The organism is Mesorhizobium sp. BR1-1-13 (assembly GCF_020165515.1).
In the GTDB taxonomy this organism is placed as follows: domain Bacteria; phylum Pseudomonadota; class Alphaproteobacteria; order Rhizobiales; family Rhizobiaceae; genus Mesorhizobium.
The window spans coordinates 294,507-318,172 of the sequence record NZ_JAIUIH010000007.1; the positions used below are offsets into that span (position 1 = coordinate 294,507).

At 59.2% G+C, this 23,666-nt stretch carries 19 protein-coding genes; 8 read left to right on the forward strand and 11 right to left on the reverse strand.

Annotated elements, in window-relative coordinates:
- Window positions 1-18: 18 nt before the first annotated feature.
- Complete coding sequence (locus LB533_RS18575; protein WP_181169501.1) at window positions 19-2,106, reverse strand: DUF4838 domain-containing protein; 2,088 nt, start codon at window positions 2,104-2,106, stop codon at window positions 19-21.
- A gap of 466 nt (window positions 2,107-2,572) precedes the next feature.
- On the opposite strand from LB533_RS18575, the gene LB533_RS18580 reads away from it, so the two are divergent.
- The 5 genes from LB533_RS18580 (at window position 2,573) to LB533_RS18600 (ending at window position 7,595) form a co-directional block, all read left to right on the forward strand.
- The gene (locus LB533_RS18580; protein ID WP_140552792.1) at window positions 2,573-2,767 is read left to right on the forward strand and encodes a hypothetical protein; all 195 of its coding nucleotides are present in this window, start codon (window positions 2,573-2,575) and stop codon (window positions 2,765-2,767) included.
- A 438-nt stretch (window positions 2,768-3,205) separates the two neighbouring features.
- Window positions 3,206-3,685, forward strand: coding sequence for a MucR family transcriptional regulator (locus LB533_RS18585; protein WP_411910503.1), 480 nt, complete (start codon window positions 3,206-3,208; stop codon window positions 3,683-3,685).
- 144 nt (window positions 3,686-3,829) lie between these two features.
- Window positions 3,830-5,482 carry an FAD-dependent oxidoreductase gene (locus LB533_RS18590; protein WP_224677886.1) on the forward strand — a complete coding sequence of 551 codons (1,653 nt, stop codon included), beginning with the start codon at window positions 3,830-3,832 and terminating at the stop codon, window positions 5,480-5,482.
- A gap of 439 nt (window positions 5,483-5,921) precedes the next feature.
- Window positions 5,922-6,701 carry a response regulator transcription factor gene (locus LB533_RS18595; RefSeq protein WP_140552790.1) on the forward strand — a complete coding sequence of 260 codons (780 nt, stop codon included), beginning with the start codon at window positions 5,922-5,924 and terminating at the stop codon, window positions 6,699-6,701.
- Between the two features lie 132 nt (window positions 6,702-6,833).
- A complete protein-coding gene (locus LB533_RS18600; RefSeq protein ID WP_140642951.1) occupies window positions 6,834-7,595 on the forward strand; it encodes a Crp/Fnr family transcriptional regulator in 762 nt (253 codons plus the stop codon).
- Window positions 7,596-7,693: 98 nt separating this feature from the next.
- Here the strand turns inward: LB533_RS18600 and LB533_RS18605 are convergent, their stop codons facing one another.
- The 9 genes from LB533_RS18605 to LB533_RS18645 all read right to left on the reverse strand — a co-directional run bounded on the left by LB533_RS18605 (window position 7,694) and on the right by LB533_RS18645 (window position 17,102).
- Complete coding sequence (locus LB533_RS18605; protein ID WP_140642950.1) at window positions 7,694-8,479, reverse strand: cysteine hydrolase family protein; 786 nt, start codon at window positions 8,477-8,479, stop codon at window positions 7,694-7,696.
- Window positions 8,480-8,657: 178 nt separating this feature from the next.
- Window positions 8,658-9,842: an acyltransferase family protein gene (locus LB533_RS18610; RefSeq protein WP_181169499.1), complete on the reverse strand. Its 1,185-nt coding sequence runs from the start codon at window positions 9,840-9,842 to the stop codon at window positions 8,658-8,660.
- A 323-nt stretch (window positions 9,843-10,165) separates the two neighbouring features.
- Window positions 10,166-11,260: a NeuD/PglB/VioB family sugar acetyltransferase gene (locus tag LB533_RS30170; protein ID WP_224677887.1), complete on the reverse strand. Its 1,095-nt coding sequence runs from the start codon at window positions 11,258-11,260 to the stop codon at window positions 10,166-10,168.
- A 6-nt stretch (window positions 11,261-11,266) separates the two neighbouring features.
- Window positions 11,267-12,199 (reverse strand): alpha-ketoacid dehydrogenase subunit beta, encoded by a 933-nt coding sequence (locus LB533_RS18620; protein ID WP_140642944.1) that lies wholly within the window; start codon window positions 12,197-12,199, stop codon window positions 11,267-11,269.
- A 3-nt stretch (window positions 12,200-12,202) separates the two neighbouring features.
- Complete coding sequence (locus LB533_RS18625; protein WP_224677888.1) at window positions 12,203-13,213, reverse strand: thiamine pyrophosphate-dependent dehydrogenase E1 component subunit alpha; 1,011 nt, start codon at window positions 13,211-13,213, stop codon at window positions 12,203-12,205.
- Window positions 13,210-14,385, reverse strand: a complete 1,176-nt coding sequence (locus LB533_RS18630; RefSeq protein WP_224677889.1) for a DegT/DnrJ/EryC1/StrS family aminotransferase — start codon at window positions 14,383-14,385, stop codon at window positions 13,210-13,212. The genes LB533_RS18625 and LB533_RS18630 overlap by 4 nt, the downstream gene beginning before the upstream one ends.
- Window positions 14,386-14,407: 22 nt before the next feature.
- Window positions 14,408-15,085, reverse strand: a complete 678-nt coding sequence (locus LB533_RS18635) for a PIG-L deacetylase family protein (RefSeq protein ID WP_140498445.1) — start codon at window positions 15,083-15,085, stop codon at window positions 14,408-14,410.
- Window positions 15,082-15,744 (reverse strand): sugar transferase, encoded by a 663-nt coding sequence (locus LB533_RS18640; protein WP_224677890.1) that lies wholly within the window; start codon window positions 15,742-15,744, stop codon window positions 15,082-15,084. Before LB533_RS18640 ends, LB533_RS18635 begins: the two co-directional genes overlap by 4 nt.
- Window positions 15,741-17,102 carry a polysaccharide biosynthesis/export family protein gene (locus tag LB533_RS18645; protein ID WP_224677891.1) on the reverse strand — a complete coding sequence of 454 codons (1,362 nt, stop codon included), beginning with the start codon at window positions 17,100-17,102 and terminating at the stop codon, window positions 15,741-15,743. The genes LB533_RS18640 and LB533_RS18645 overlap by 4 nt, the downstream gene beginning before the upstream one ends.
- Before the next feature lie 143 nt (window positions 17,103-17,245).
- Here LB533_RS18645 and LB533_RS18650 point away from each other — a divergent pair, with 143 nt between their 5' ends.
- The gene (locus LB533_RS18650) at window positions 17,246-18,466 is read left to right on the forward strand and encodes a glycosyltransferase (protein ID WP_140642936.1); all 1,221 of its coding nucleotides are present in this window, start codon (window positions 17,246-17,248) and stop codon (window positions 18,464-18,466) included.
- Between the two features lie 54 nt (window positions 18,467-18,520).
- Complete coding sequence (locus LB533_RS18655) at window positions 18,521-19,663, forward strand: glycosyltransferase family 4 protein (RefSeq protein ID WP_224557131.1); 1,143 nt, start codon at window positions 18,521-18,523, stop codon at window positions 19,661-19,663.
- 36 nt (window positions 19,664-19,699) lie between these two features.
- On the opposite strand, the gene LB533_RS18660 is transcribed toward LB533_RS18655, so the two are convergent.
- Window positions 19,700-21,994 carry a GumC family protein gene (locus LB533_RS18660; RefSeq protein ID WP_181169497.1) on the reverse strand — a complete coding sequence of 765 codons (2,295 nt, stop codon included), beginning with the start codon at window positions 21,992-21,994 and terminating at the stop codon, window positions 19,700-19,702.
- A gap of 281 nt (window positions 21,995-22,275) precedes the next feature.
- Here LB533_RS18660 and LB533_RS18665 point away from each other — a divergent pair, with 281 nt between their 5' ends.
- A complete protein-coding gene (locus LB533_RS18665; protein ID WP_140642932.1) occupies window positions 22,276-23,616 on the forward strand; it encodes an O-antigen ligase family protein in 1,341 nt (446 codons plus the stop codon).
- Window positions 23,617-23,666: the final 50 nt, after the last annotated feature.

Genomic DNA, 23,666 nt, shown 5'->3' on the forward strand with positions numbered 1-23,666 from the left:
TCCTTCAAAATAGATGGATCATTCCGGATCAAGGTCCGGAGATTGAATCGCAAAGCCCGGCAGGATCCAACTCTGGCTCTCCACCCACGCGCAGTGGTTCATGTTGGATATCCACATATGCTCATATGATCGCCGAAATTGCAGCAACGCTTCCATTTCCGGCTTCCCGCGCTCATAGGTGGATTGCGGATCGCCGAGCGTGAGCTTGCTGGCCGCTCGCGAGCACAGCTTCGCATGCTGCAATCCCAGCTCAAGGAACTTCACCCGCATGGAGGCTTCCGGATCTTGGATTGCGAAGGCGGTCGCCCGGTCCAGCAAGGCTTCCGCCGGCGCGAAACTCTCCTCTGGATAGACAGCGTGCGCCGCCTTTGCCCAGCTTCGCCAACGAGATGCTCCAAGAGCCTCGAACCCGTCCCGCAGCTGGGCGCGAGCGTTCGAAGTATACGCCTGCCAATAATTAAAATAGCTTTTGACGTCGTCGGCCGCAGGTCCGAAGGCTGAATAATATTCCGACAACAATGACTCCACGGCAATCTCAGGATGTGTCTGCAGGCGCATCAACAAATAGAGATTTGGACCTTGCGTCGCCCAATGGCCTGTCAGCGAGTCAAAATCGGTTCCGACCATCCCGTTTCGCGCCGCGTTCTGAAACTCGTCGGCGAACTGGCCGGCGAATATATGCGGCATGCAGTAGCCATCCAGGAAATAGTTGGTGCGCATGAACACCTGGGCAGTCGTTGCCGCCCATCCGCGCCACTGGTCTTTTATCCAGTCCTGCTCTTCGCCGTTGCGTGGATAGTACCAGGCCGATGGGCAAAACCCGATCAGGATATTCGGGTTCAACTTGATTCCCGATGTCGGTGCCGCGAAGTAGTTCATATAGGCGTATCCAACCACGACCGCGTTAGGGTCGTCTTTGGCGGCTATCCGCTGAATGGCTTGCCATGAACGCGCATAGCGGTCCGATACGAAAGGCTTGCTGGCGATCTTCGACTTCGACGGAATGAACTTTCGATAGTCAGGCGGCTCTGGGCCATCCAGCGCCTTGCATACTTCGCACTCGCATTGCCCCGGGATGTCGTTCTCGACCGCATTGACGAAAGCTGGTTGTCCCGCAGAGGCGCTCCGATGCTCACGCCATTGCGAAACGATCTCTTCTCGCAAGCCCGGATTGGAAATGCACATCGAGAAGCGAGCGCCCAGCCTCACCGGGCCCCGTTTGCCTCTGACCAATTGAAACCATTCGGGATGCTCGGTGCCATACCGCTGCCACCAGTCGACGAAAGCGTGACCGTAGTTCGTGGGTACTCTGCGGCCCATTCGGTGGCGACGCAGGAACGTGGCCTGTGCCTTCATGTATTCTTTCGCCGCTGCTGCGGTGAACCCCATTTCGGGATGTTCTTCGCTCGTGAAGCCAGCCCCAGGGCGCACGCGACGCTGCATGAACCGAGGCGTAACGACGTAATCAAGCGGAGGGATCACCAAGGACTGTGCCTTTGGGACAAACGTTCCCAGCTCACCTGGCCATAGCCATCGGACACCGAAATAGCGGTCAAGGAGCTCGTACACGCCGAAGAGGGTGCCCGCGGACGTGTTTTGGTCGAGTGCACTGCCGGGATGATCGAGGCCGGCGATGCACAGATGGTTGCCGACGGTTCGGATGATACAGGTTTCACGCGGCAATGCACCGAGGGTGATTCCGGCCGCCCGGGCGAACCGGGTGTCGCCCAGAAAGATATGGGCGGCGTTCCGCAGGCCAGCCGGCGAGACATGACTTTCAGTTGTGATGGCAGGTTGGATGCCGGTCGCTTTTTCTATGTGCCAGCCGAGTTCCGTGGCGGCGTAGTGAACAGAGCCACTCGGTTGGTCCGAAGTAACGAGCGTTACCGCAGGTCTGCCGCCGGCGATAAGCGTTACGCCAGCTGAAGATTGAGTGGCCGCTTTGCCAGGGTTGGTAAGGCCAAGCCAGTGTAACAGGCCCAGAACTGTTCCCTGTGCAAACGTCCTTCGCGATAACGGCCCCATGCCAAAGACCTCACTTAGAGCGCCCATCCAAGAATGTAGACGCTTTTTGAGAAGAAGGGGGTTCACAACAATTTGTATCAAGTAAGCTTTGCATGCTTCAGCCGTTACGTTTCCCCTTACCCGCATGCCGTCTATGGATCGCCATTCTGCAGTTCGGGGCCAAGACGAAGATCAGCGTGTAAGGGTTCCCTTTGTACAATATGTACATACATGCAGAGTTCCCATCTGATTTAACGGATGCAAAGAATTAATCGATATATACGAGATTTTCCTCGAAAAAAACTATTCATATCCGCGGGATAAGCAATGCCCTCTTTTGGAGGCTTATCACGATCAAACACATTCTTTTGACAGGCTCACTGACCGCTTCAGTGCTTCTTTCATCTGATCGTTTTGCCGATTCCGGGACAAAGGTCGGATCGGCCGATGCCGGTCGGTCCGGCGCTGTGCGACCGGTTTGCGCAAACCACTGATGAAGTCCCCACGATCCGGAACTCTCATCCGCCATGTTCGTTACTGCTCCACATTATGGAGAGACGGGGGTCGGATGGATTTTTCAAAACGTACGGACTGGGAGGCTCTAGCCAGCGCCCTCGACGTCAACATCTATCAGCGTTCGAAGACAGTGTGGATTGCGGCTGGAAAGTACCGCGGCAAAGACATTGAAGTGAAAGGCCGCTCGCCAAGCATCGCACTCGCATTGTGGAAGGAAGCTGCGGGTTATACCGGCTCGGAGTGGTAGAAAGAGTTGCTCCTCAAGCCGCGCCGCTCAGGTCCGAGCGCGCTCGCGCAGCGCAAGGCGCAAACATCATTCAAGGCGCGGCGCGTGGACAATCGTGACTTCGCGCTCGCCATGAAGCTCCTGACACGACAGCCTTAACAAGTCGAGCCGCCGCAGAGAGGCGGCGCTGGATATCGATTTAACAGTCGGTGCCGGTACGCGATATGTGCGCACCGGCATCGGATCACTGAGGTCCTGCCGGCTTAGCTGTGCCGCCGTTGTTGCCATTTCGCCGCTGCCGTCACGGGATAGGCACTGCCAGCGGTACCACTTTTGGATGGATCGGCTGCCGCCAAGGGACAATTGACACAAACGGCACCTGGGGATGGCATTGGGCTATGCAAGGAGCGGGGCATCAGGAGCATTCTCCTGTGACGGTGGGCAGTCCTTCAATGAGCGATGCAGAACGTGCTCCGCGCCTCGGCCACGGAAGGTAATCTTCTTCAGGCAATGAGCGGACTCATGGACTCTGACCCCGCCGACCACATTGAGCTAACCGCTGATATTGTTTCGGCCTATGTCAGGAAGAACCGGACGTCGCCTTCCGACCTGATTGACCTGATCCAGAATGTCGGCCGTGCTTTGCAAAAGCTTGCCGTGGGCGATCACCAGCCCGAACCAAAACCTGTTCCAGCCGTGCCGATCCGCAAGTCGGTGACCCCTGACTTCATCATCAATCTGGAGGACGGACGCCGGATGAAATCGTTGAAGCGGTATCTTACGTCCATCGGCATGACGCCAGCGCAATATCGGCAGAAATGGGGTTTGCCGCCGGATTATCCGATTGTGGCGCCGAATTTAACTGCGTTGCGTTCGGAGGCAGCCAAGAGGATCAGGCTTGGACAACGGAATGCCAGTGGCCGAACTTCCAGAGGCTAACCGAATGGAGCACAGGGCGGGGCTCCGGCAGTCCTCGCGCCGTTGCTCGTATCGTCGCATTTGTTTTCTTCGAATGACAAATTTAACGTGCCTGCCCGATGCCAGCGGGACCAGCAGCCAGATAGGGCTGGGGGCAGGGCGCAAATGGACACGCTATTCTCACAAGCGTGCAATTTCTGGTCCCGATCGACGCCATGCCCGATCGACGCCATGATTGAAGATTGCAACGCCTTTCCGCAGGGGATGCGCCTGGAGGCGGACGTGTGCATTGTGGGAGCCGGTGCCGCCGGTCTGGCGATAGCATCACAACTCGAAGGCATGCGGCATCGCATATGCGTCATCGAAAGCGGCGGCATGACGTACGAGCACTGGCGCCAACGGCTGTCGCGCGGGCTGTCCGTGGGTCAACCCTACGAAGCTCTTGACCTTTGCCGCCTTCGTCAGTTCGGCGGGAGCACAGGCAAGGCTGGTTGGGGCGGATGGTGCAAGATGTTGGATCATGGCGATTTCGAGCATCGCCCCTGGATACCCCTGAGTGGGTGGCCCGTCGCCCATAACTCGTTACTACCCCATTATGAGACCGCAGCCCGGCTGCTCGGAATCGACGACCTCCTGACCGATTGGCCGACTTCCGCGGTCATGCCTGAAAACGGGCCGCTCTTTTCGGAACGCTGCTTTCTCAGTCCCACTCCGGATATCGGAGCAACGCTTCGCAAGAAGCTTCAGGACGCAAAAAACGTGCAGGTCGTGCTGCATGCCACGGCGCTGCGGCTCGACACCGATGACTGCGGAAGGCGGGTTCGCTCCATCGAGGTAGCGAGCACGCCGAACAAACGATTCCAGATTGACGCGCGATTTTTCGTGCTGGCCTGTGGCGGTATCGAAAACGCGCGCCTGCTCCTTGTTTCAAACCGACAGGCGCCGAATGGCATAGGGAACCAGTATGACCTGGTTGGCCGCTATTTCATGGAGCATCCCCGGGTAAAATGGGGAAGCCTGCAAGTCAGCCAACCCGACAACATGATAGACCTCCACGTGCCCTGGACCCGCAGGACCGGATTGTCGCCTGAAAACCGCGGCACCAATGATGCGTTCGGACTGGCGCTGCGGCCCGAGATACGTGCAAGCGAGCGCCTCCTCGATTCCCGCACATGGATCAAGCCTGGACCTTGCGTCAATCACATGGATGGTTCCGAAGCCTTGCAGTATCTTGCCTTCTGGCTGCGGAGAGGCCGCCTGCATCGCGATCTTATCAAATGCGGCCGAACTGTCCTGATGCATCCTGCGGGAGCAATGTCGGCAGGTTTCGAACGGATATGGCACTCACGTCGGCGTGCAAGGCATTTTCATTTTGACACGATACTCGAACAAGAACCGGATCCGGCAAGCCGCGTCACGCTCGATACAAGGCTCGACGAGTTCAGTCTGCCCCGTGTGAAGCTGCAATGGAATGTGGGGCCTCTCGTCCGACGGACGCTTGAGCGTGTCCAGGCAATCATCACTGAAGAGATGAAGCGGCTGGGGCATAGAAGCGCCATTCATGCAGGCCAGGACGAAAACCCGGCGGGGGAGCGAGACATCCCTTATCACTGGGTTCGACACCACATGGGCACGACGAGGATGAGCGATGACCCGCGAACCGGCGTGGTCGATAGTTCGTGCCAGGTGCACGGCCTCGCAAATCTGTTCGTCGCCGGCAGCTCGGTCTTCCCGACTGGAGGCAACGACATGCCCACGCTCACCATCGTCGCGCTCGCTATCAGGCTGGGCCAGCACTTGCGGCAAAGCCTCGAATAAGGCTCGCCTCCATCTTCGCTAAGGCGGCCAATCGACGGGAAAGGGCGCTGGCTGCGACGTCTCATGCCGCAGGTCCGCCATATGGAATGTGCCGGCTCCTGAATGCAATTTTACGTTTTGCCGAGAAAGTATGCGCGTTTTGAGCGAAGGTCTGACCAACGGCTCACATAACCACCCTGTTCAGCTCTTTGTCGTAAGGATTCTGGGTGACCGCTACTTCCGTAGCTACCCCCTATTGGTAAGCGCATGGACTTCGAAGCCAACTATAATACTGCAACCAGGACTTTTTCACTTTGATTGCTTGGGGAAACCGAAATTTTGGCCGCGCTGTGCGTTTTGTCACACCACCACCTCCGGTCCACAAGCTATTACTAAAGTGTTAAGGTATGGGTTTAAAAGCGAAATCTCCGTTGGGGCGAGATTTGCGCGGGGGTGAGTCATGACAAGTTTTTTGCCTGCGAATGATCGGACGGACAAAACTGATCTTGATCAATATCCATCTATTCTCGACGTCAATCGTCTCTCACCGTCCTCGGGAGAGGGAATCGAGATTGCAATCATCGATGGCCGGCCTTTGATGTGTGACTGCTTCAGCAGAAGCCTCGAAATCATCGAGCCATCATTTCATATCCAGCATTACGCGTCGGTCGAAGCGTTCGACATGGCGGATCCCGAAGAAACGCAGAGAGTTTCGACGGTCCTGATGTGTGTGATGTGGTCGAACTCCCAGGCGGACTACCATCTTTCCCAGATAGGCCATCTGAAGGCGACCAGGCCCGAGGTAGGGGTGGTCATCCTATCGGATATCGAGAACTTTGAGGACATTCTCAAAGTGGTCGAAAACGGCGCGCGTGGCTATATTCCTACCAGCGTCAGGTTGCAGGTGGCCGCCAAGGCGATCCAGCTTGTCGCGGCGGGCGGAACCTTCGTCCCGCCCAGTGTTCTCTTTCATTCAGGGCGCGCCGTCACCGACGGCCAGCCCGCGACCAAGCAGCAGCCGCACGGAGACAACACTTTTACTTCGCGTCAGATGTCTGTCATCGAGGCATTGCGTCGAGGAAAGGCGAACAAGGTCATCGCGTACGAGCTCAACATGTGTGAAAGCACGGTCAAGGTACACATCCGGAATGTGATGAAAAAACTTCGTGCGAGAAACCGTACGGAAGTTGCCTACATACTCAACACAACGCCGTATGAAGGGATTGCCATACGGAATTGAAATATGGGTGCCGCCTCACTCAACGAATAATGGTTCTTGACGGACCGTTTTAGTAGATGTGATTTGCTTGAGCTTGGGAAGCAGCCGCAACGGAAGCGGCTGCGAACCTTTGCAAGGGGGGCGCGATCCAGGATGAAACAACCGCCCGTTCGATATCCAGGCCCGCAGACTGACGGGGAGATCACCTCCGTAGCTGATGCCAACCATATGCACGGGCCGGATTTGAAAAATATCGAGCATTTCAGCAATGTTAAGTCGTCCACGCTGATAGAGATAGACCGCCGCTGTCGTTGGTTGCATCTCAATGAGGGGGATGTACTGGTCCCGGCCGGCGAAAGTGTCGACCGGCTTTTTTTTCTGCTCGAGGGTGAGCTTCGGGCGCTTGTTTATACCCGGAACGGCAAGATCGTTTCGCTCCCCCCCGCACATCGTGGCTCTCTTGTTAACGGAATTGCCTTGAGCGGCGACATCCAGATGCCATATTCGGTCGAAGCGGCGGGACCATGTACTGTCGCTTCGATCGGCAGTCGTGCCTTTCTGGAGATAGTCAAGCAGGATCCTGAAGCCCTGCATGCCGTTGTACAATTGTTGGTGGAACGTCAGCAGGTGCTTGTCGAGCACATCGTTGAGCTTTCGACGCTCAACGTTCGGTCCCGGGTGCATAAGGAACTGCTGCGCTTATGCGCCGAAGACATAGGAGCCGACGGTTCAGCGAGGATTTCTCCTATCCCGACCCACACGGATCTGGCCCACCGCATTGGCACCCACCGCGAGGCGGTGGCACGCGAACTGAGCTACCTGCAAAACATCGGATTGGTGCTACGCCATGCGAAAGAGCTTTACGTGCCGGACGTGTCCCGCATCGCCGATCTTGTGGCAAAGTCGGACGACTAATCGTAGGTGATGCGTCGGGGCACCTTTCGAGAGTGGTCGCGATCTCTGAGATTGCCGGTTTGCATTGGGACCGGACATCGGTTGTGTTTGGGCTTGATCTATGCTGGCCCTGAGCGGCAGCCGCGGTGCTTCGAGGTGACTGATAGGCAGCTTCGCCTGCTCATTCGGCTACGCCCGTGAACTCGCTCCGCGACCGCCTTCAGGAATTGGTCGGACGTCGATGTCCATCCAAAGAGTATCTGAACGAGCGTGATCGAGGCATCATGATTGCTCCTTGGGGCGTCCCAAGCGATGGGCTCGCTGGTGCAATCCGTCAGCAGTATGCAGCGATAGTCCCTGAAGAAGGCATCCCGAATTGTCGATTCCACACACACGCTGGTCGTGCATCCTGTCACGATGAGGTGTTTGACGCCTGCGGTTTTCAGAACCGAATCGAGTTCGGTTTCGTAGAAACCGCTGAATCGCGTTTTATAGAGGACGATATCCCCTGCCTGTGGCTTGAGGTCGTTGACGACATCTGTTCCCCAGGTGTCGCGGATCAGAATCCGGCTCTCGCTGCCATCCGGGGCTGCCATGTTCGCGCCGACCCCGAAGATCTGGAGATGTCGAATACGGTTGGGGGCGTCCGATGTTCCAAGGTCCGAGAGGTCGCGATGATATCCCATCTTCAGGTAGACGATGGGCATGCTCAATTCGCGAGCGGCAGCTATTACGCTGGCAGTAGGGCCGACAGCCCGTTGAATCCCGGAGATATCGATTCCGGCTCTGTCGAACATTCCACCGTTGGAGCCGAAGTCATTCTGCATGTCCACGACGAGCACGGCAGCGTCAGCGGGATCGATTGAAATAGGTTGAGGCTTGGCGTCGATGACAAGTGGATCCATTTCGTCCTCCCACTAGCATGAGGTGTCGCTGTTTGCGCCCTTGGTCATCACGATCCCGCGCCTACATCGCGTCACACAAATGCGAGCTACATCCCTGCTTGCAGCCTTAGAACAGTGTTACGACCAGTCCGCTATCTATCCACCTCAAAAAACCGCAGGTCGCCGCGCAACGGCGGTCCTACCCCCGCAGCCATGCCGCACGTTTGGCATTTGACGCCAGCCAAAGCCTCATTGCGCTTGGCTGCGAGTTCGAGCGATAGATCTTCTGATGATAGACAAATTCGTAAGGCCACAGCTCGAGCGTTCTGTTCGCGAAATGCGTGAGCACCCAGGTGATCGCCGCCGCCACCAAAATGAAGGCACCCATTGATACGGCAACATTGTCCGAAAAGAGATGGGCGCGGGAAAACAGCGAGCGCGTCAGAAAATACGTGTAGGGATGTACCAAATACAGACTGTAGCTCACCGTTCCGAAGTATCGAAGCAGCCGATTGCCAAGGAGTAGGGCCGTTAAGCTGTTCCGCGACACTGCAAGGAAGAAATAAAGCCCCGTCGCGACCATAAGCAAGGGAAGCTCGGCACTTTGGAAATCGGACCAGTGATAGTCGTAATGGCCGCGGCTGGCGAGAAAGACGCAGGCTGCCAACGCCCCACTCTCGGCAAGCCGATGGCGGCCCAGGCTTACCCATTCATATCGGTCATAGGCAAGGCGAATCAGCCCGCCGGCAAGAAAGTACAATGCGATCGGATACCGGGCGACAAAGAGCGCCGCGAGAAGACCGAGCGCAATTGTGCCGAGCCTGGTCGGGCGACGAACCGTCAGGAAAACGAATGCTGCGGTAAACACATAGAACCAGACCTCGAAGGTCAGGCTCCATGCGTTCGGCGTCAATTGCTCGGTATGGGTTGCAAGGTTCAGGAATGTCAGTCCTGCCAGAACCGCTGTGAGATTGTTGGTTTCGGGATAAAAGTTGGTAGTTGCGTTCAGCACGATGAAAAGCAGGCTGAGTGCGAAAAACAGAGGGTAGAGGCGCAGGAACCGTCGGGCAGCAAACTGAGCGGGACTATAGCGTATCGCACTAGGCAGGATGACGAAGCCACTGATGACGAAGAAAAGGCAGACTCCGAAGGTGCCGAAATTCCAGAAGGGCGTAATGCGGTCGACATAGGCCGAATTGGAGGCGTAGACGTGCTCCGCCGTGCCGCCCAGGAGGTGAGCGAAGAAGACCATCAGAGAAGCAATGCCGCGCAACCCATGCGCGGCTACATTGAACGAATTGTCGCCAGCCCGCTTCGCTGACGCTTCGACGGGAAAATGCTGCGGACCCGATGAGTTCTGAGAATGGAGATGTTCAACGGTCATCTGAGCCTTCAAGTTGGATCCCGCAGACCATTTCACCGTACACCATCCCAGGTCTCGCAATGCTCGGGAATTCGAAGGACACCCCCGCCCAAAAGTAGTGGGCTGCCGCAGAAACTCCACCGGATGACTAACAGCCGCATTGCGGGACTGATTTAACCCAGCCCCCATGCTGATTGCGGCGACCGCTGGACCGCAACCGAAGTACGGCTCGACTGACACGGATCGGAATTGGCGAGCCCTCGGCCGCTGGGACGAGAGCCGCCACGTCGAACCGCCCGCCATGTCGCTTTCCCGAGCCGGAGATCGCCTTTGGGCGACATGCATTAGCGGAGATGGCGGCGGCCCTGCGCGTCGACGATGGTGTTGTCTGCGACATTGGCGCTGATATGCGCGCCGTTGTGGATCAGGCAGTCGGCGCCGATCTGGACGCCCAGGAGCACCGTTGCGCCCATTCCTACGACGGTCATGGCTCCGATGCCCACTCCGCCGGCTAGGATGGCGCCTGGTGTCAGGTGCGCATTGTCCTGAACGAGGCTGTCGTGGCAGACTATAGTCCCTTGATTGACGATGACGTTGTTACCGATCGTACAGCGCGGACCGATGCTCGCGCCGGCCAAAATATGGCAGCCATGTCCAATCCTGGTCGCCTTGGAGACGATCGCGGAAGGATGGATCACAGGCGGCAGAACGAAGCCCATTGCGGTGGCGCGTTCATACATTGCCCGCCTCACCTGGCTTGACTGGGCGCCTCCAATGCCGATGAAGGCATAGCGCGTGCCCTCGGCAAGCAAGCGCTCCAGGCAGTCTTCCGTGCCGATTACCGAAATACCGCCGCAGACGTGGTGGCCGGCGGGCAACGCTTGATCGGTGCAGCCCACGATATCGTATCCGGCCCCATCGAGAGCATCGATCAAACAGGCGGCGTGGCCGCCGCCACCGATGATGACGGCCCGCCTGGAGAAAGCGACAGAACTGGGCTCGCCCGGTTCGGCTCTCTTGGCGCCGGATCGGCGACCGGCAGCAGCGCGCACCTCGGCTTCGCCAATGCGGCCATTGGACGGAATGACGTTCGCAAGGTCGACCCCGAGCTCGGATGCGGCCTTGCGGGCTTTAGCCGTTATCGCGACCTCGCTGGCCCCGACATCGGCCGCGCTGGTTTCCCCGACAACGGCATTCGAATTTTCGTCGACGATTTTGCAAAGCGTTGCGCCGACAGGAACGAAGTCACCGACCTTGATGTCCAGCAGGCCGACAGTTCCTGCCTCCGGAGCATCAACTTCGACTGCGGCCTTGGTGGTCTCAAGCACGAAAAGAATTGTGCCTTGTTCGACCCTTTCACCTTGTGTGACCCGAATCTCGATGAGCTGGAGATTGTCCTCGTTGGCGTTAACCCGCGGGGCTTCGACAAGCACGGTCATGTACGCTTAGCCTTTCTGGAACAGGTCGATGCAGGCCGCCTGGATGGCGTTCACACCCGGCAGCAGGTCGTCCTCCCAGTCGCGGCTTGAGGGAATGGGGTGATCGGGCCCGGTCAATGCGCTGAAGTGCTTGACCCGACCGATCAGCGCGCGCGCACACTCCGACGCGAAGCCCCAGCCGGGAGAGCCTTCCTCCACCGCGACCACACGCGTGCAGTTGCCGACCTGGCTTCGAACATCATCGCCAGGGAAGGGCGACAGCTGTTCGACGGCCACCACGGTGGTCGCGATTTCCTCCTCTTGCGCGAGTTTCTTTGCGGCCGCGACAGCGTGCTCGACGCAACCCCCATATGTCAGGATCACGACATCTGCATCCGCCGGATGTGGAAGCGCGTCGGGTCCGAGCACGGGCCTGGAATACATCACCTTGTTTTCGATGATCAGATGAGGGGATCGCGACGCGAAGGCCCGATGCAGAAGCGTACCAGGATCGGCATACTCGTGAGTGGCAAGCACCGTCAGCCCGGGCACGCCGCAAAAATGCTTTTCCAGGCTTTGCGAGTGCGTCGGCCCATAGCCGCGCCGACCGCCCATGGGAGCGCGGATGATGACGGGGACCTCAACCTGGTCGTTGTACATCCAGCGGAACTTGGCGACGTGGTTGATGATCTGGTCGGCAGCAAGGGCTATGAAGTCTCCGAACATGAGTTCGACGATCACGGGCCGGCCTTTGATGGCCATGCCTGCCGCCATGCCAACAATGCCGCCTTCACTGATCGGCGTGGTCCAGACACGGTCCTTGTAGGCTGATGAAAGACCCTTGGTGACCTTGAAGGCGCCACCGTAGGGGTCAAGAACATCCTCACCCAAAATCACCAGACGGAGATCGGCTCCCATGAGATCGTGTAGAGCGCGATTGATCGATTCGACGACACGCATGGATCAGCCCCGCGCCAAGGCGGCCGCGGCGGCGGATTCGACCGCGCGGTCCACCACATTCAGGCAGTAGGCGTCGATCTCATCGGCGTTCGCAACGCGTCGGCGCATCGGAGGTATGGGATCTCTGGCGCGAGCTTGCTCAAGACGCTCCGCCGGCCTTGTATCATCTCCCTTGCTGTGCGGGCCGATCCGTTCGGTTCGCAAGTAGAGCCAGCAAGGGCGGGATTTGGCGCGTACATAGCCTATGGCTTCTTGGGCGAGCTCATATATCGCGATCGGATCGTTGCCATCATAGGCGAACGTGCGGACGCCGAACGGCTCGGCCCTGGCGACGATCGAACCGGAGACGGTCAGATGCTTGGGCGTCGTCTGGGCGATCTCGTTGTCCTCGATCACAAAAACCACGGGTGCGGCGAAAACAGACGCAAGGTTCAGGCTCTCGTATACGGCTCCCTCGCCCATCGTGCCGTCGCCGAGGAACACCACCGCAACGGCGCCCTCGTCCTTTCGCGCCAGCGCGCTGCCAACCGCGACGGGCGCGATGCCCCCTTGGATGCCATTGGAGTGGAAGTTGCGGAAGCACAGGTGCTGGCTGCCGCCGCGTCCGCCGCAAATGCCGGTTACACGCCCCATGATCTCCGCTATCAGGCCTTCGACTTCACCCGAATAGGCAATGAAATGACCGTGGCAGCGGTGGTTGCTCCAGACAATGTCGCGGTCCCGGTCAAGAGCGTTTATCACGCCAACCGCATTGGCTTCCTGTCCAATGGATGTGTGCGTCGTGCCGAACAGGAGACCTTGGGAAAAAAGATCGAGCAAGCGCTCCTCCACGAGCCGGATGAGCATCATCTGCTGATAAAATCGAACCGCGGCGGGCAGTTCGAATCCGAGCAAACCACGCTCTGCACGGGCAAGGGTGAGGTTCCTCGCTGCTGACGACGTCACTATCTGCAGCTCTGCCAGAGAAGACGCTAGAACGTTTTCATCCTTTCTGATGGCGCGTTCCTTTGTCATGCTGCCTCGAGCTGGCGCGAAGCCGTAACTAGGATTGACCGCGCCGTCGACGCAGCAGCCATGGTCTCCTCGGTCGTCCAGGATGGGTCGACCAGAAAAGCCATACTCGTTTCACCGAGCTGCCGTGCGACCGGCAGACGTTCGGGCGGCGCTACCCCGGCGTCCGCGAAGGCATGTTCAAGATAGATCTCGGAGCAGCTTCCCGAGAAGCATGGGACGCCGGCCGCATTGATAGCCGCAATCAACTCGTCGCGCGACCATCCAGGGGACAGCATCTCGGGCTTGATATAGAAATAGCATCGGTACCAGGCATGCTTATGCTCCGAACCGAGCTGGGGCGCGTGCAGCATCGGCAATTCAGCAAGCGTCCTCATCCAGATGCTGGCATTTCGCTCGCGTTGGCGAGTCCAATCGGGCAGGCGTTCGAGCTGCCGCAAGCCAAGCACTGCCTGGATTGATGTCATGCGCCAGTTGGTGCCGATGCTGTCATGCAGCCAGCGAAACCCTGTCGCCCTATGGGGGGCAAAGACCAGATCGTAGTTCTTGCCGTGGTCCTTGAGGCTCCAGGCAGCGAGCCACAATTTCTTGTCGTCCATTGCGACAAGCCCACCTTCGCCGCCCGTCGTGATGATCTTGTCCTGGCAGAACGAGAACGCCGCTATGTCGCCGAAGGAGCCAATCGGTCGCCCGTTGTATTCGGCTCCATGCGCCTGGGCGCAATCTTCGATGACTTTTATGCCGCTGCGCTTTGCGAGTTCCATGATCGGCGCCATATCGCACGGCCAGCCGGCAATATGCACGACGATCACTGCCTTTGTTCGAGCCGTTATCTTCGGCGCAATCGTCTCGGCGGAAAGGTTGCCCGAACTCGGGTCGACATCCGCGAAAACAGGCGTGGCGCCGGCAAACATGACGCAGGCGGCGGAGGCGACGAAACTGCGGGGCGTGACGATCACCTCGTCGCCGGCGCCGATGTGGAGGATCTTCATCGCAAGATCCAGCGCGAGCGAGCCGTTGGCCAGCGCCACCGCGTGACGTCGGCCGAGGCTGCGCGCATAGGCGCGTTCGAAGGTCTTCACATGGTCGCCGGTCCAGGCGTTCACCTGGCCGGATCGCAAAACCTCTACCACATCGGTTATTTGTTCTTCGTCGTAGATTGGCCAGCGTTTCATCGCAGAATACTCCAGCTAGGATTCAAATGACGTTTCGCAGAAGGACAAAGGCCTCGGCCGCCCTCAGATGGGCGGCCGTGCCCCTGACGATCGCAAGCGCCCGCAAGGTTTCGATCGAACGCTCATGCGGGAAATCTCTGATCTGTGAGGCGAACATCGACGCAGCTTCGAGTTTGCGGTCCAGTGTCGATGCGATGTCTATGAAGACGTTCGGCACGAAGCTCGGCGTCACATAGGGCGCATTCCAGTTCGTTTCGGAGACGGTCTCGTAAGCCATGATCGTCCGCGGATATTGAGATTGGGTCGGGCGAGCCGCTACCAGCGATGACAGGAAGATCAGCTGGTGGTCCATGTGCACATCACCGACGAAGGGGATGAGCAGCGTATCCGGCACGACATCCCGCAACAGGGTCAGCAGCGCCCTGTTAAGCGTCGCATGCGGCGTCTCGGCGATCTGCGCTGCCGGCAGATCAAGCCAATGCGTCTGTTGCACGCCCAAACAGGCATGCGCCGCCTTGGCCTCGCTGCGAACCCGTTCCGTCATCTCCTCTGTGAAGGCGGGCGGGCTGCCTCGCGTAACCACTGCGACATGAACTTCAGCGCCTTGCGCAGCCATCCGGGCTATCGTGCCGCCACACCCCAGGACCTCATCATCAGGATGTGGTGCGATCACCAGAAGTCGACCGAGTGCTGGGTTCATGGCCGGACCGTCCCGGCGAGCATAGCCTTCAAAGCATGGTCGACATGGCGGCGGTCGACGCGTTCGCCCAACAGTGCCACTTGGACAGTCAGAACCAGTATGTGCAGATCGAGCCACAGGCTGCGGTTGCGCACATACCAGAGGTCGAGCGCCAGCTTTTCGCTGTTGGTGAGGCGGGTATTGCCGTTCACCTGTGCCCATCCGGACAGGCCGGGGCGGACCGTGCCGCGAATACGCCCCAGCTCGCCGAATTCGGCGATGGTGGCCGGGAGCAACGGACGGGGCCCCATGAAGGCCATGTCTCCCTTGGCTATCGAGAGAAGCTGCGGCAGCTCATCGATGCGCACGGAGCGCATCAGCCGCGTGGCCGGCGTCTCACGCAAGGCGTCGGGGAGCAGCATGCCGTTCCCGTCTCGCCCCTCGTGCATCGTACGAAACTTGCAGATCACGAACGGACGACCTTCCAGCCCGCTGCGAGACTGGCGGAAAAACAGCGGACGGCCAATGTTCGCCCAGACAAGGACAGCAGCCACCAGCCATAGCGGCAGGCTGAGCACCAAAAGGAACACCGCGGCGATACGGCTTGGTATGGCCCGGCCAGGCGGAACGCGCGCAGTCCAGCCGCCGGAACGTGCTGTCGGGGTGCCGAGGCCGATCATTGCGACGGTCCGACCTGGACGGAAGAGGTCGTCGCCAAGGTAGTGGCTGAACGGCTTGTTGTGTCCTGGGCGCTGTCCAGGCGGTTTATTGACACCAGGATCGTATCTCCGGCCGCAACCGGATCATCGAGGGTCGCCACCTTTGTGGCGGTCTGGCCATTTACCTTGCGGCGGATCTGGTAGGTGAACGTGATGGAGTTGTTGCTGCGTGTCTGCTCCGCGGCCAGCGAGCTCAACAGCAGGATCTGTTCCTCGGTCGATTCTCGAACCGCGATCAGGCGTTCGATTTCAGAGTTGTGGGCCTGGAGATCCGTCAGCGCCGTATGTGTCCAGGTCTGGGTGGCGTCATCCAGGTCGCGCTGCAACTGGCTCAATTCGCGGCGCACCGTCGATGCCTGATTGTAGATTTCAAGCAGATGGGATTGCTGGGTGGTCGCTTCGCGCTCTGCGTTCGAGAGGTCTGTGATTGTGACGAGACCTTTCTTATTGAGGCCCCTGATGCGGTCGAGATCCGCCTGTGCCGAAGCGATCACCGTCTTTTGTATGTCCGAAAGCTGTTGAACATTGGCGAGGGCAACATTCACTTCTTCGATCCCCGCCGAGAGCTGCTTGCGACGTGTGGTCAGCGCATGTTGATCTGCTTCAAGGATGCGCTGCTCGGTAGGAAGCAGCGTCGCGAGCAGGTTGGCATTCATCAGCCCCTTGACCTTGGCTGGCAGATCCAGTTCCGAGATCTTGTCGCTGTTTGCCAACTGGGCCTTGATGCGCGCAGCGGCGACCGCCTCCTTGGCGATCTCCACCACGCTTTCATCAAGAGCTCCGCGCAACCGGGCGCGTGTTACGACGCGATCCTCCGCCGTGGCTCCCCCGGTCGACTGGCCGCCCGCAAGCGCCACCGCCTGCTCCACATTCAGTGCCGGCTGGTACGGAAATGAGCCCGGCGCCTTGACATCCCCAAGGACGAAGATCGGGCGAAAGCTCACCACCGCAAGAGCTATATGCGGGTCATTGAAGAGTTCACGCTCGATGAATGCTTTACGGATCCGACTCAAGGCGTCGGGTACCGTCAGGCCGCCGACTTCAAAGCTGCCGATCAGCGGAATGTTGATCGCGCCATCGCTGGCGACCGTGAGTTGTTCGGCGGGAAGCGCGTCGTCGATGAAGTCAAACGACACCACATCGCCGACCGAAACCTTGTAGTCATCGTCCGCCGCGGCCCGGGCATCAAGCTGGGAAACCAGAATCGCTGCAACCGCAAGGATCGCAATACTGGCGGACCCCAGTGCTTTCGCAAGGAATGTACTGGTCCATGCGCCTGTCGATCGCGTGCTCCGCGCCGCATTGCAATAAGATGCCATGGAAGCCCACCATAGAATTTTCCTGCAAAGACCCTAGCGACACCTGCGCGAGGACAATGAGTCATACCTTTGGTGGAGCGGTGACAACCTTCGGTCTGGTTCCCCCCTAATTTGGCTAACTGGATGTCGGCTGCAACCAACGTATGGTGCGGCTGGATACTGTCGGTCGATGGAATGCTTCCTCAGGGCGGAGCGTTGCAGACAGCTGGGAAGCTTGCGTGCACACAAGTGTTCTTCACACCATTACCAGTCTCGACGTCGGCGGCGCTCAGGTCATGCTTGCCCGTTTTCTTGGCCAGGTCGACCAAAATCGCTTCTCGACTTCAGTTCTGTCCCTGCTTTCACCCGGTCCGGTGGCTGCAAACGTAGAATATACAAGATCGGGGCTCGTTTCGCTCGGCATGACGGAACGGCCGCGACCGCGCGATGTCGTTCGGCTGACGCGGTCGGTAAGACGGGCGGCGCCCGATCTTCTTCACGGATGGATGTATCACGGCAACGTCGCGGCAACGCTCGGCTCGATGCTGGGGCTCAATTTCTCGCCGGTCATCTGGAGCATCCATCACACGGTTCGAGATCTCGCCGACGAGAAACCGTTGACGCGTCAATTGATACGGCTCTCGGCCCGCCTGTCGAGGCGCACCAGCGCGATCTCATATTGCTCGCGCGTCGCCGCCGATGATCACGAGCGTCTGGGCTTCGATCCGCGCCGGAGGGCGGTTATCCCGAACGGGACGGATTGCGATCAATTTTCCCCCTCGGCCGACGCCGGTGCGAAACTGCGCCGCCTGTTCGGCTTGCCGCCCGGACGGCTGATGATCGGCCATGTGGCACGCTTCCATCCCATGAAGGACCAGGTTAGCCTGGTCCGCGCCATCAGCCGGCTCCTGGACCAGGGATACGACGTTCAGGGCATATTTATAGGGGAGGGACATGCCGACGGCCCGGTGCGGCGCGCCGCCCGTGAGCTCGGCATAGACGACCGCATTACCACGCCGGGCATCCGCGCTGACATCGCCGACCTCATGCCGGGCTTCGATGTCTACGCGCTTTGCTCGGCTTGGGGCGAGGCATTTTCCCTTGCCGTAGGCGAGGCGATGGCCAGTGGCGTGCCGGCGGTGGTTACCGCGGTCGGCGACTCCGGCTGGCTGGTCGGCGACAGCGGCGTGGTCGTTCCACCGGGAGACAGTGACGCACTGGCCGCCGGATTGATCAGGCTTGTCAGCCTTGAACCGGCCGAGCGCCGTGCCTTGGGTCAACAAGCGCGTCGTCGCGTCATGGAGAACTTCTCGCTTTCCCTTTACGTCGGCCGGCACCTGGAACTCTACGAAGCAGCTCTAGGGCGTCGTCGCCATATCCGGTAGGAGCGGCTGGTGGTTGCTGTGCACATGAATGGTCGGGATTCTCCTCGCGCCCCTATGGACGATGCGATGCGCCGCAAGCGCATCGTCGTCATTGCGAGCCTGACGCGTTCGCTTGTCAATTTTCGCCTCGAATTGTTGAAGGCCATGGTCGCTGCCGGGCATGATGTCATCGCGCTCGCCCCCGATGAAGATGAGCGGGCGATCGCCGGGCTCAAGGCAATTGGCGTGACCTTCCGACAGATTCCGATGGCCAGGACGGGTACCAGTCCGCTGGCCGATTTGCGAACGCTCAAGGCGCTTTACAAGCTCATCCGCGGCTTGGCGCCCGAAATCGTCCTGGCATATACGATGAAGCCGATCATCTATGGTGGATTGGCTGCCCGCCTTGCCCGTGTACCGCGCCGGTTTGCGCTCTTTACAGGCTTCGGCTTCATATTCAGCGGCAGCATGACGGGACTGCGCGCAACTGTCTTGCGCCGGTTGAGTATTGGTCTCTACCGCTCGGCTCTGGTCGGCTGCGAAGCAGTTTTCGCTTACAATGACGCCGATGCTTCCGACATCCGGCGCCATGGGATGGTTTCTGCGACGACGCCGGTAATCATGATCCCGGGTTCAGGAGTGGACCTGACGCTGTTTGCCGCAAGCCGCCCACCTTCAGGGCCTCCCGTCTTCCTTCTGATCGCTCGCTTGCTTCGCGAAAAGGGAATTGCCGAGTTTGCTGCCGCCGCGCGTATCCTGAAGACCAAGTACCGCGCTGCACGCTTTCAGATTCTGGGGCCCTTCGATCCCAGTCCCCTCTCCATCTCGAAAGCCGAAATGGACCAGTGGACCAAGGAAGGTGCCGTTGAATATCTCGGCGAAACACACGACGTGGCTCCCTATTTGACCGCGTCCACCGTGTTCGTGTTGCCGTCCTATTACAGGGAGGGCATTCCTCGCAGCGCGCTGGAAGCCTTGTCGACGGGCCGGCCGATAATCACGACCAACGCCCCTGGCTGTCAAGAAACGGTGATCGAGGGCGAGAACGGATTCCGGGTCGAGCCGCGAGACGTGGAAGCTCTCGCCTCGGCGCAGCGGGCTTTTCTCGAGGATGAGGAACTCGCCGCAAAAATGGGTGCCAGCTCGAGAAAGCTCGCGGAAGACCGGTTCGATGTTCACAAGGTGAACCAAACCCTGCTCGAGGCGATGGGAATATAGTCGGCCGCGCCTGATCGGCCGCGCGGCCGATGGCGGTCAAGCGGGAAAATAACGACGAATCTGCTGCCGTTTCAAATAAGCTTTCCGCAGGGCACCACGGGCCTGTCGGAAGGGGTCAACGCGGTTGAACACCCAGCCGATCGATGGGCCGCCAGCGAACCGCAAGCGCTCGACAACCTGGGAGAGAGCCTCTTGCGTGGTGTTGTCGCACGCGGCCACGACCACGACAGTGTCCACCGAGGCGGCAATCCTGATAGCGTCTTCCACGACGAGCACAGGCGGCGCGTCGATGATCACCACGTCGTATTCCAGCCGGAACGCCTCCAGCAATTTCGCGAATTGGCTGGAATTGAGGAATTCAGGCAAGGTCTGGTCGTCGGCAGATGGCGCCAGCACATCCAGTCGCGGAACTTCAGGAAGCGTCTGAACGATCTCCGCCAGGGTGCAACCACCATGCAGGTAGTCGTTGAGTGTCTTGTCGGCGGGCCCAAACTCCATGGCGCCATGGATGCTGCGGGTTCGCAAATCCAGATCGATCAGCGCTGTCAGGGCGCCGTCCATTCCAGCTGCCACGGCGAGGCCCATGGCGGTCGTTGTCTTGCCCTCCTGCGGTAGTCCTGAGCTGACCAGGATAACCTGTTTGCTCCGACCACCGTTCATCCGGGTGCAGGCCATGTACAGCGACCGGAAGGCATCGGAGAAGGCCGACCGCGGCTGCGACAACAAGGTTTCAAGAGGGGGCGTGGCGCGTTGCAGGAACTTCTTGGGCAGTTGCGGAATCGATGCCAGCAGTGGCGCACGGATAAGCTTCGATACCCGTTGTGACTCGCGTATTCTCACATCCATGCTTTCAAGCGTCAGCACAAGGATCAGGGCTAGGATCAGCGACGCGGCGAAACCGCCCGCCGTCATCAAACGAAGTTTGGGAAAGGAAGGGCTCGTCGGAATCTCGGCGGCGGAAACCGTCCGCACGCCGGGCTCGACCGCCTCGGAAAACGGATCGAGGCTGCCAAGTCTGCCTGACACGAGGTCGTAGAGCTTCTGCTCGGTCGACAATTGGTTGTTCAGTTCCCGGAGCTTCGCTTCCGCCAGGCTCCTTTGCCGCAGTTGCTCGTTGGACTCCTCCAAAGTCTTCGCGAGTTGGTTGACCCTGCCTTCGTTGACGCGGACGTCATTTTCCAGGATTGCGATCGTACGCAGCATCTCTTGAGAGATCATCGTGCGGACGGCCGCTACTTTTGCATCCGCCTCCTGGACCAAGGGATGATTGCGCCCGTAATTGCTGGCCAGTTGCGCGCGATCCCTCATCGCCGTCGCTTCGTCGTTGCGCAGGGACGTCAGGAAGTCCGATGAGAGCAGGGGATCGACGTTGGCACCCGCGTCGCCGGTCTTGGCCGCCAGCCTGACCTGGGCGAGGCGCGCCTGCGCTTGCGTGTATTCACCTCTGGCGGTACTGAGCTGCTCGTTGCTTTGCTGGATCGAGGCGCGCAGCAGATCGTCGCGCGGATCGCTGGATACGCCGTGTTCTCGGGCATACTGGGCGATCTGGCCTTCTATGGCGGCTATCCGTGACGCAAGCTCTGTCGATTGCTGCCTCAGAAAGCTAACGGCGTCCTTGATGTCCTGCCGCTTGTTGTCCCGGGACCATTCCACGAACAGTTTGGCCGTCGCATTGGCTATCAGGGCCGCTCTCGACGCGTCGTCATTGAAAAAGGAGATCGTCATCGCCGAGCTCTCTCCGGACCGGTCGACGGAAACGCTCGACAGATACGATGAAATCGCCCGATCTTGCTGAACCCCCTTCGATGGCAGCGACGCGGTATCCTGCGGGTCGGCGCCGGCGACCAGGCTCCATAGCGCTCGCGGTATCGAGACGATCAAGCCGACGGTCTGTGACAGCAGTCCAGAGCCCGAATCCGAAGGGGCTCGGCTCGTGGCTGGTTTCAGATAGGTGTTGAAGTCCGGGTCCTTGATGAGGTCCAGTCTGTCGACGACCAGGCTGGCAAAGACACGAGAGGTGATCAGATCCGCCTCGGTGTCCATTCGCGACTTGTCAGGCTGTTGATTAGGCTGCGCTTGTGCGGTGTCGAGAGGATTGGGATCGTCGGATTCGACAACGATCATCGAACGGGCGGTATACGTCTTGGGAAGTTCCATGGCCGTGATGAGCGCGAGAGCGGTGCCGGTAGTCACGACCGCAAGGATCAAGGGGAGGCGCCTTCGGAAAAGCGTGTAGAGCTCGCGCGGGCCGAAAGTGCGTTCCTTCGACGGCTCGATCGGCTCTTGAAGGAATGGTTCCAGACGGCTCCACACGCTGTTGTCGTCTATCAAGCTCACAGATCCCGCCCCTTTTTGTTCTGTCTCGACTGGTCTAATCCGGCCCTGCCACATCGGACCTGAAGGCAACCCAACATCGAATTCGCGACTTACCGCGACGACAGTTTTAACATGGTTGTGCGGCCGCAATCGCGCTCAAGAGGCTTAGCCGCAAAGGCAACATCATCCAAAAGGATAGCGTAACCGGCCCGGGCCCTATCTTGGCAGATAGGCTGAACTGCAGGCCCAATGAGAGCTGGCGAAAAGGACTCTCAAAACAGATTTCAGGAGTGAGGATGAACTACGCCAGGGCTCCTCGCCATTATTGGACAAGGCCCGGCCCCAAACCGGCCGTCACATCGTTGCCAGAGGTAGCCGAGAGACTCGGGCTTTGGTTCGCCGTGGCGTCCGTCTTTCTCACGCCCTTCAATATTCTTCGTTTTGATGCATTCTACTTTACCATCAGCGACGGCTTCGCTCTCGCGGCCGTATTTGCGGCCATGCTCGGGAAATCCTTTTCGATCTCTCCCTTGGGGGCGGGGACGTTTCTATGGAACATCGGCATCACCCTACTATGCGGGATGCTGCTGCTAAGCAGTCTGATCCACGGAGATCCGCAGCGAGGCTTCATCATCTCGGCGCAATATCTGTACGCTTACTTTCTCCTGGCCTTCATGATCGTGTCGAGACCCTGGGCCGAAATCGTTCTCTTGATAAAATCATTTCTTTGCTCGATCGCCGTGATGTGTCTGCAAGGGATAGTGATAATCGACATCCTCAAGCAACGCGGCACCGTCTTTGTCAGCGGCAATGGTCGTTTCCAGGGTTGGGTGGAACGCGAGAATGAATGCGCAACGCTGATAGCGCTCTCTGTCCCGCTAATGTTGTGGCTGGTGGCGTCAGGCTGCATGAGGCCTCGCTGGCTTTGGGTCGGACTGCCGCTTTTTGGTTATGGCATTATTTTGACAGGATCCAATACCGGCCTGATCGGCCTTGTCTTTGCGGTCACCATCTTCGTGGTCGCGACGGGCTCGTGGCGCCGTATCATTTCTTTAGCTGTGACCTCGCTCGCCACATTTTTCATTGCCGTTACCTGGGGCCGCGACTTCTTGCCCGAGGTCTTCCAACGCCGCGTGCTGAATGCGCTGCAGAATGGTGATCTCGATGAGGCTGGTACGTTTGCGGACCGTATGCGGCTCATCCATGAGGCGATTGGCAAAGCGGACAATAATTCGCTGCTTGGCATCGGTGCCGACCAGTATCGGCACGTCAGCGAATTGCACGCCCCGGTCCACAACGCCTATCTCCTCATATGGGTCGAGGCAGGGCTGCCCGGATTCGTCGGTTTTCTGCTCCTGCTCGTGGCAGGCATCACCATCGCCATCCTTGCCGCTCGTAATCGTGAAGGCAGGGCATCTGCCATTTGCACGGCGACGACCGTTCTCCTCTTCGCGGCGCTGGCTAATGCGCTGCCCCATATCTACGGTCGTTTTTTTGTCGTGCCTCTGCTGCTTGGAATGGCGCCCAGTGTTGCGATTTTGCGCGACGGCCCAGCTCCAAGAACGGTCGCGCGCTTTCTTCGCGGTGCTCGCTCCAAGTACGGTCGTTCGCGACCTTTCCTACGCAGGCCGATCTAAGGCCCACCAGCCGAGCTTTCCAGCTTCTACAAAGGCTAAATCGGCGCACC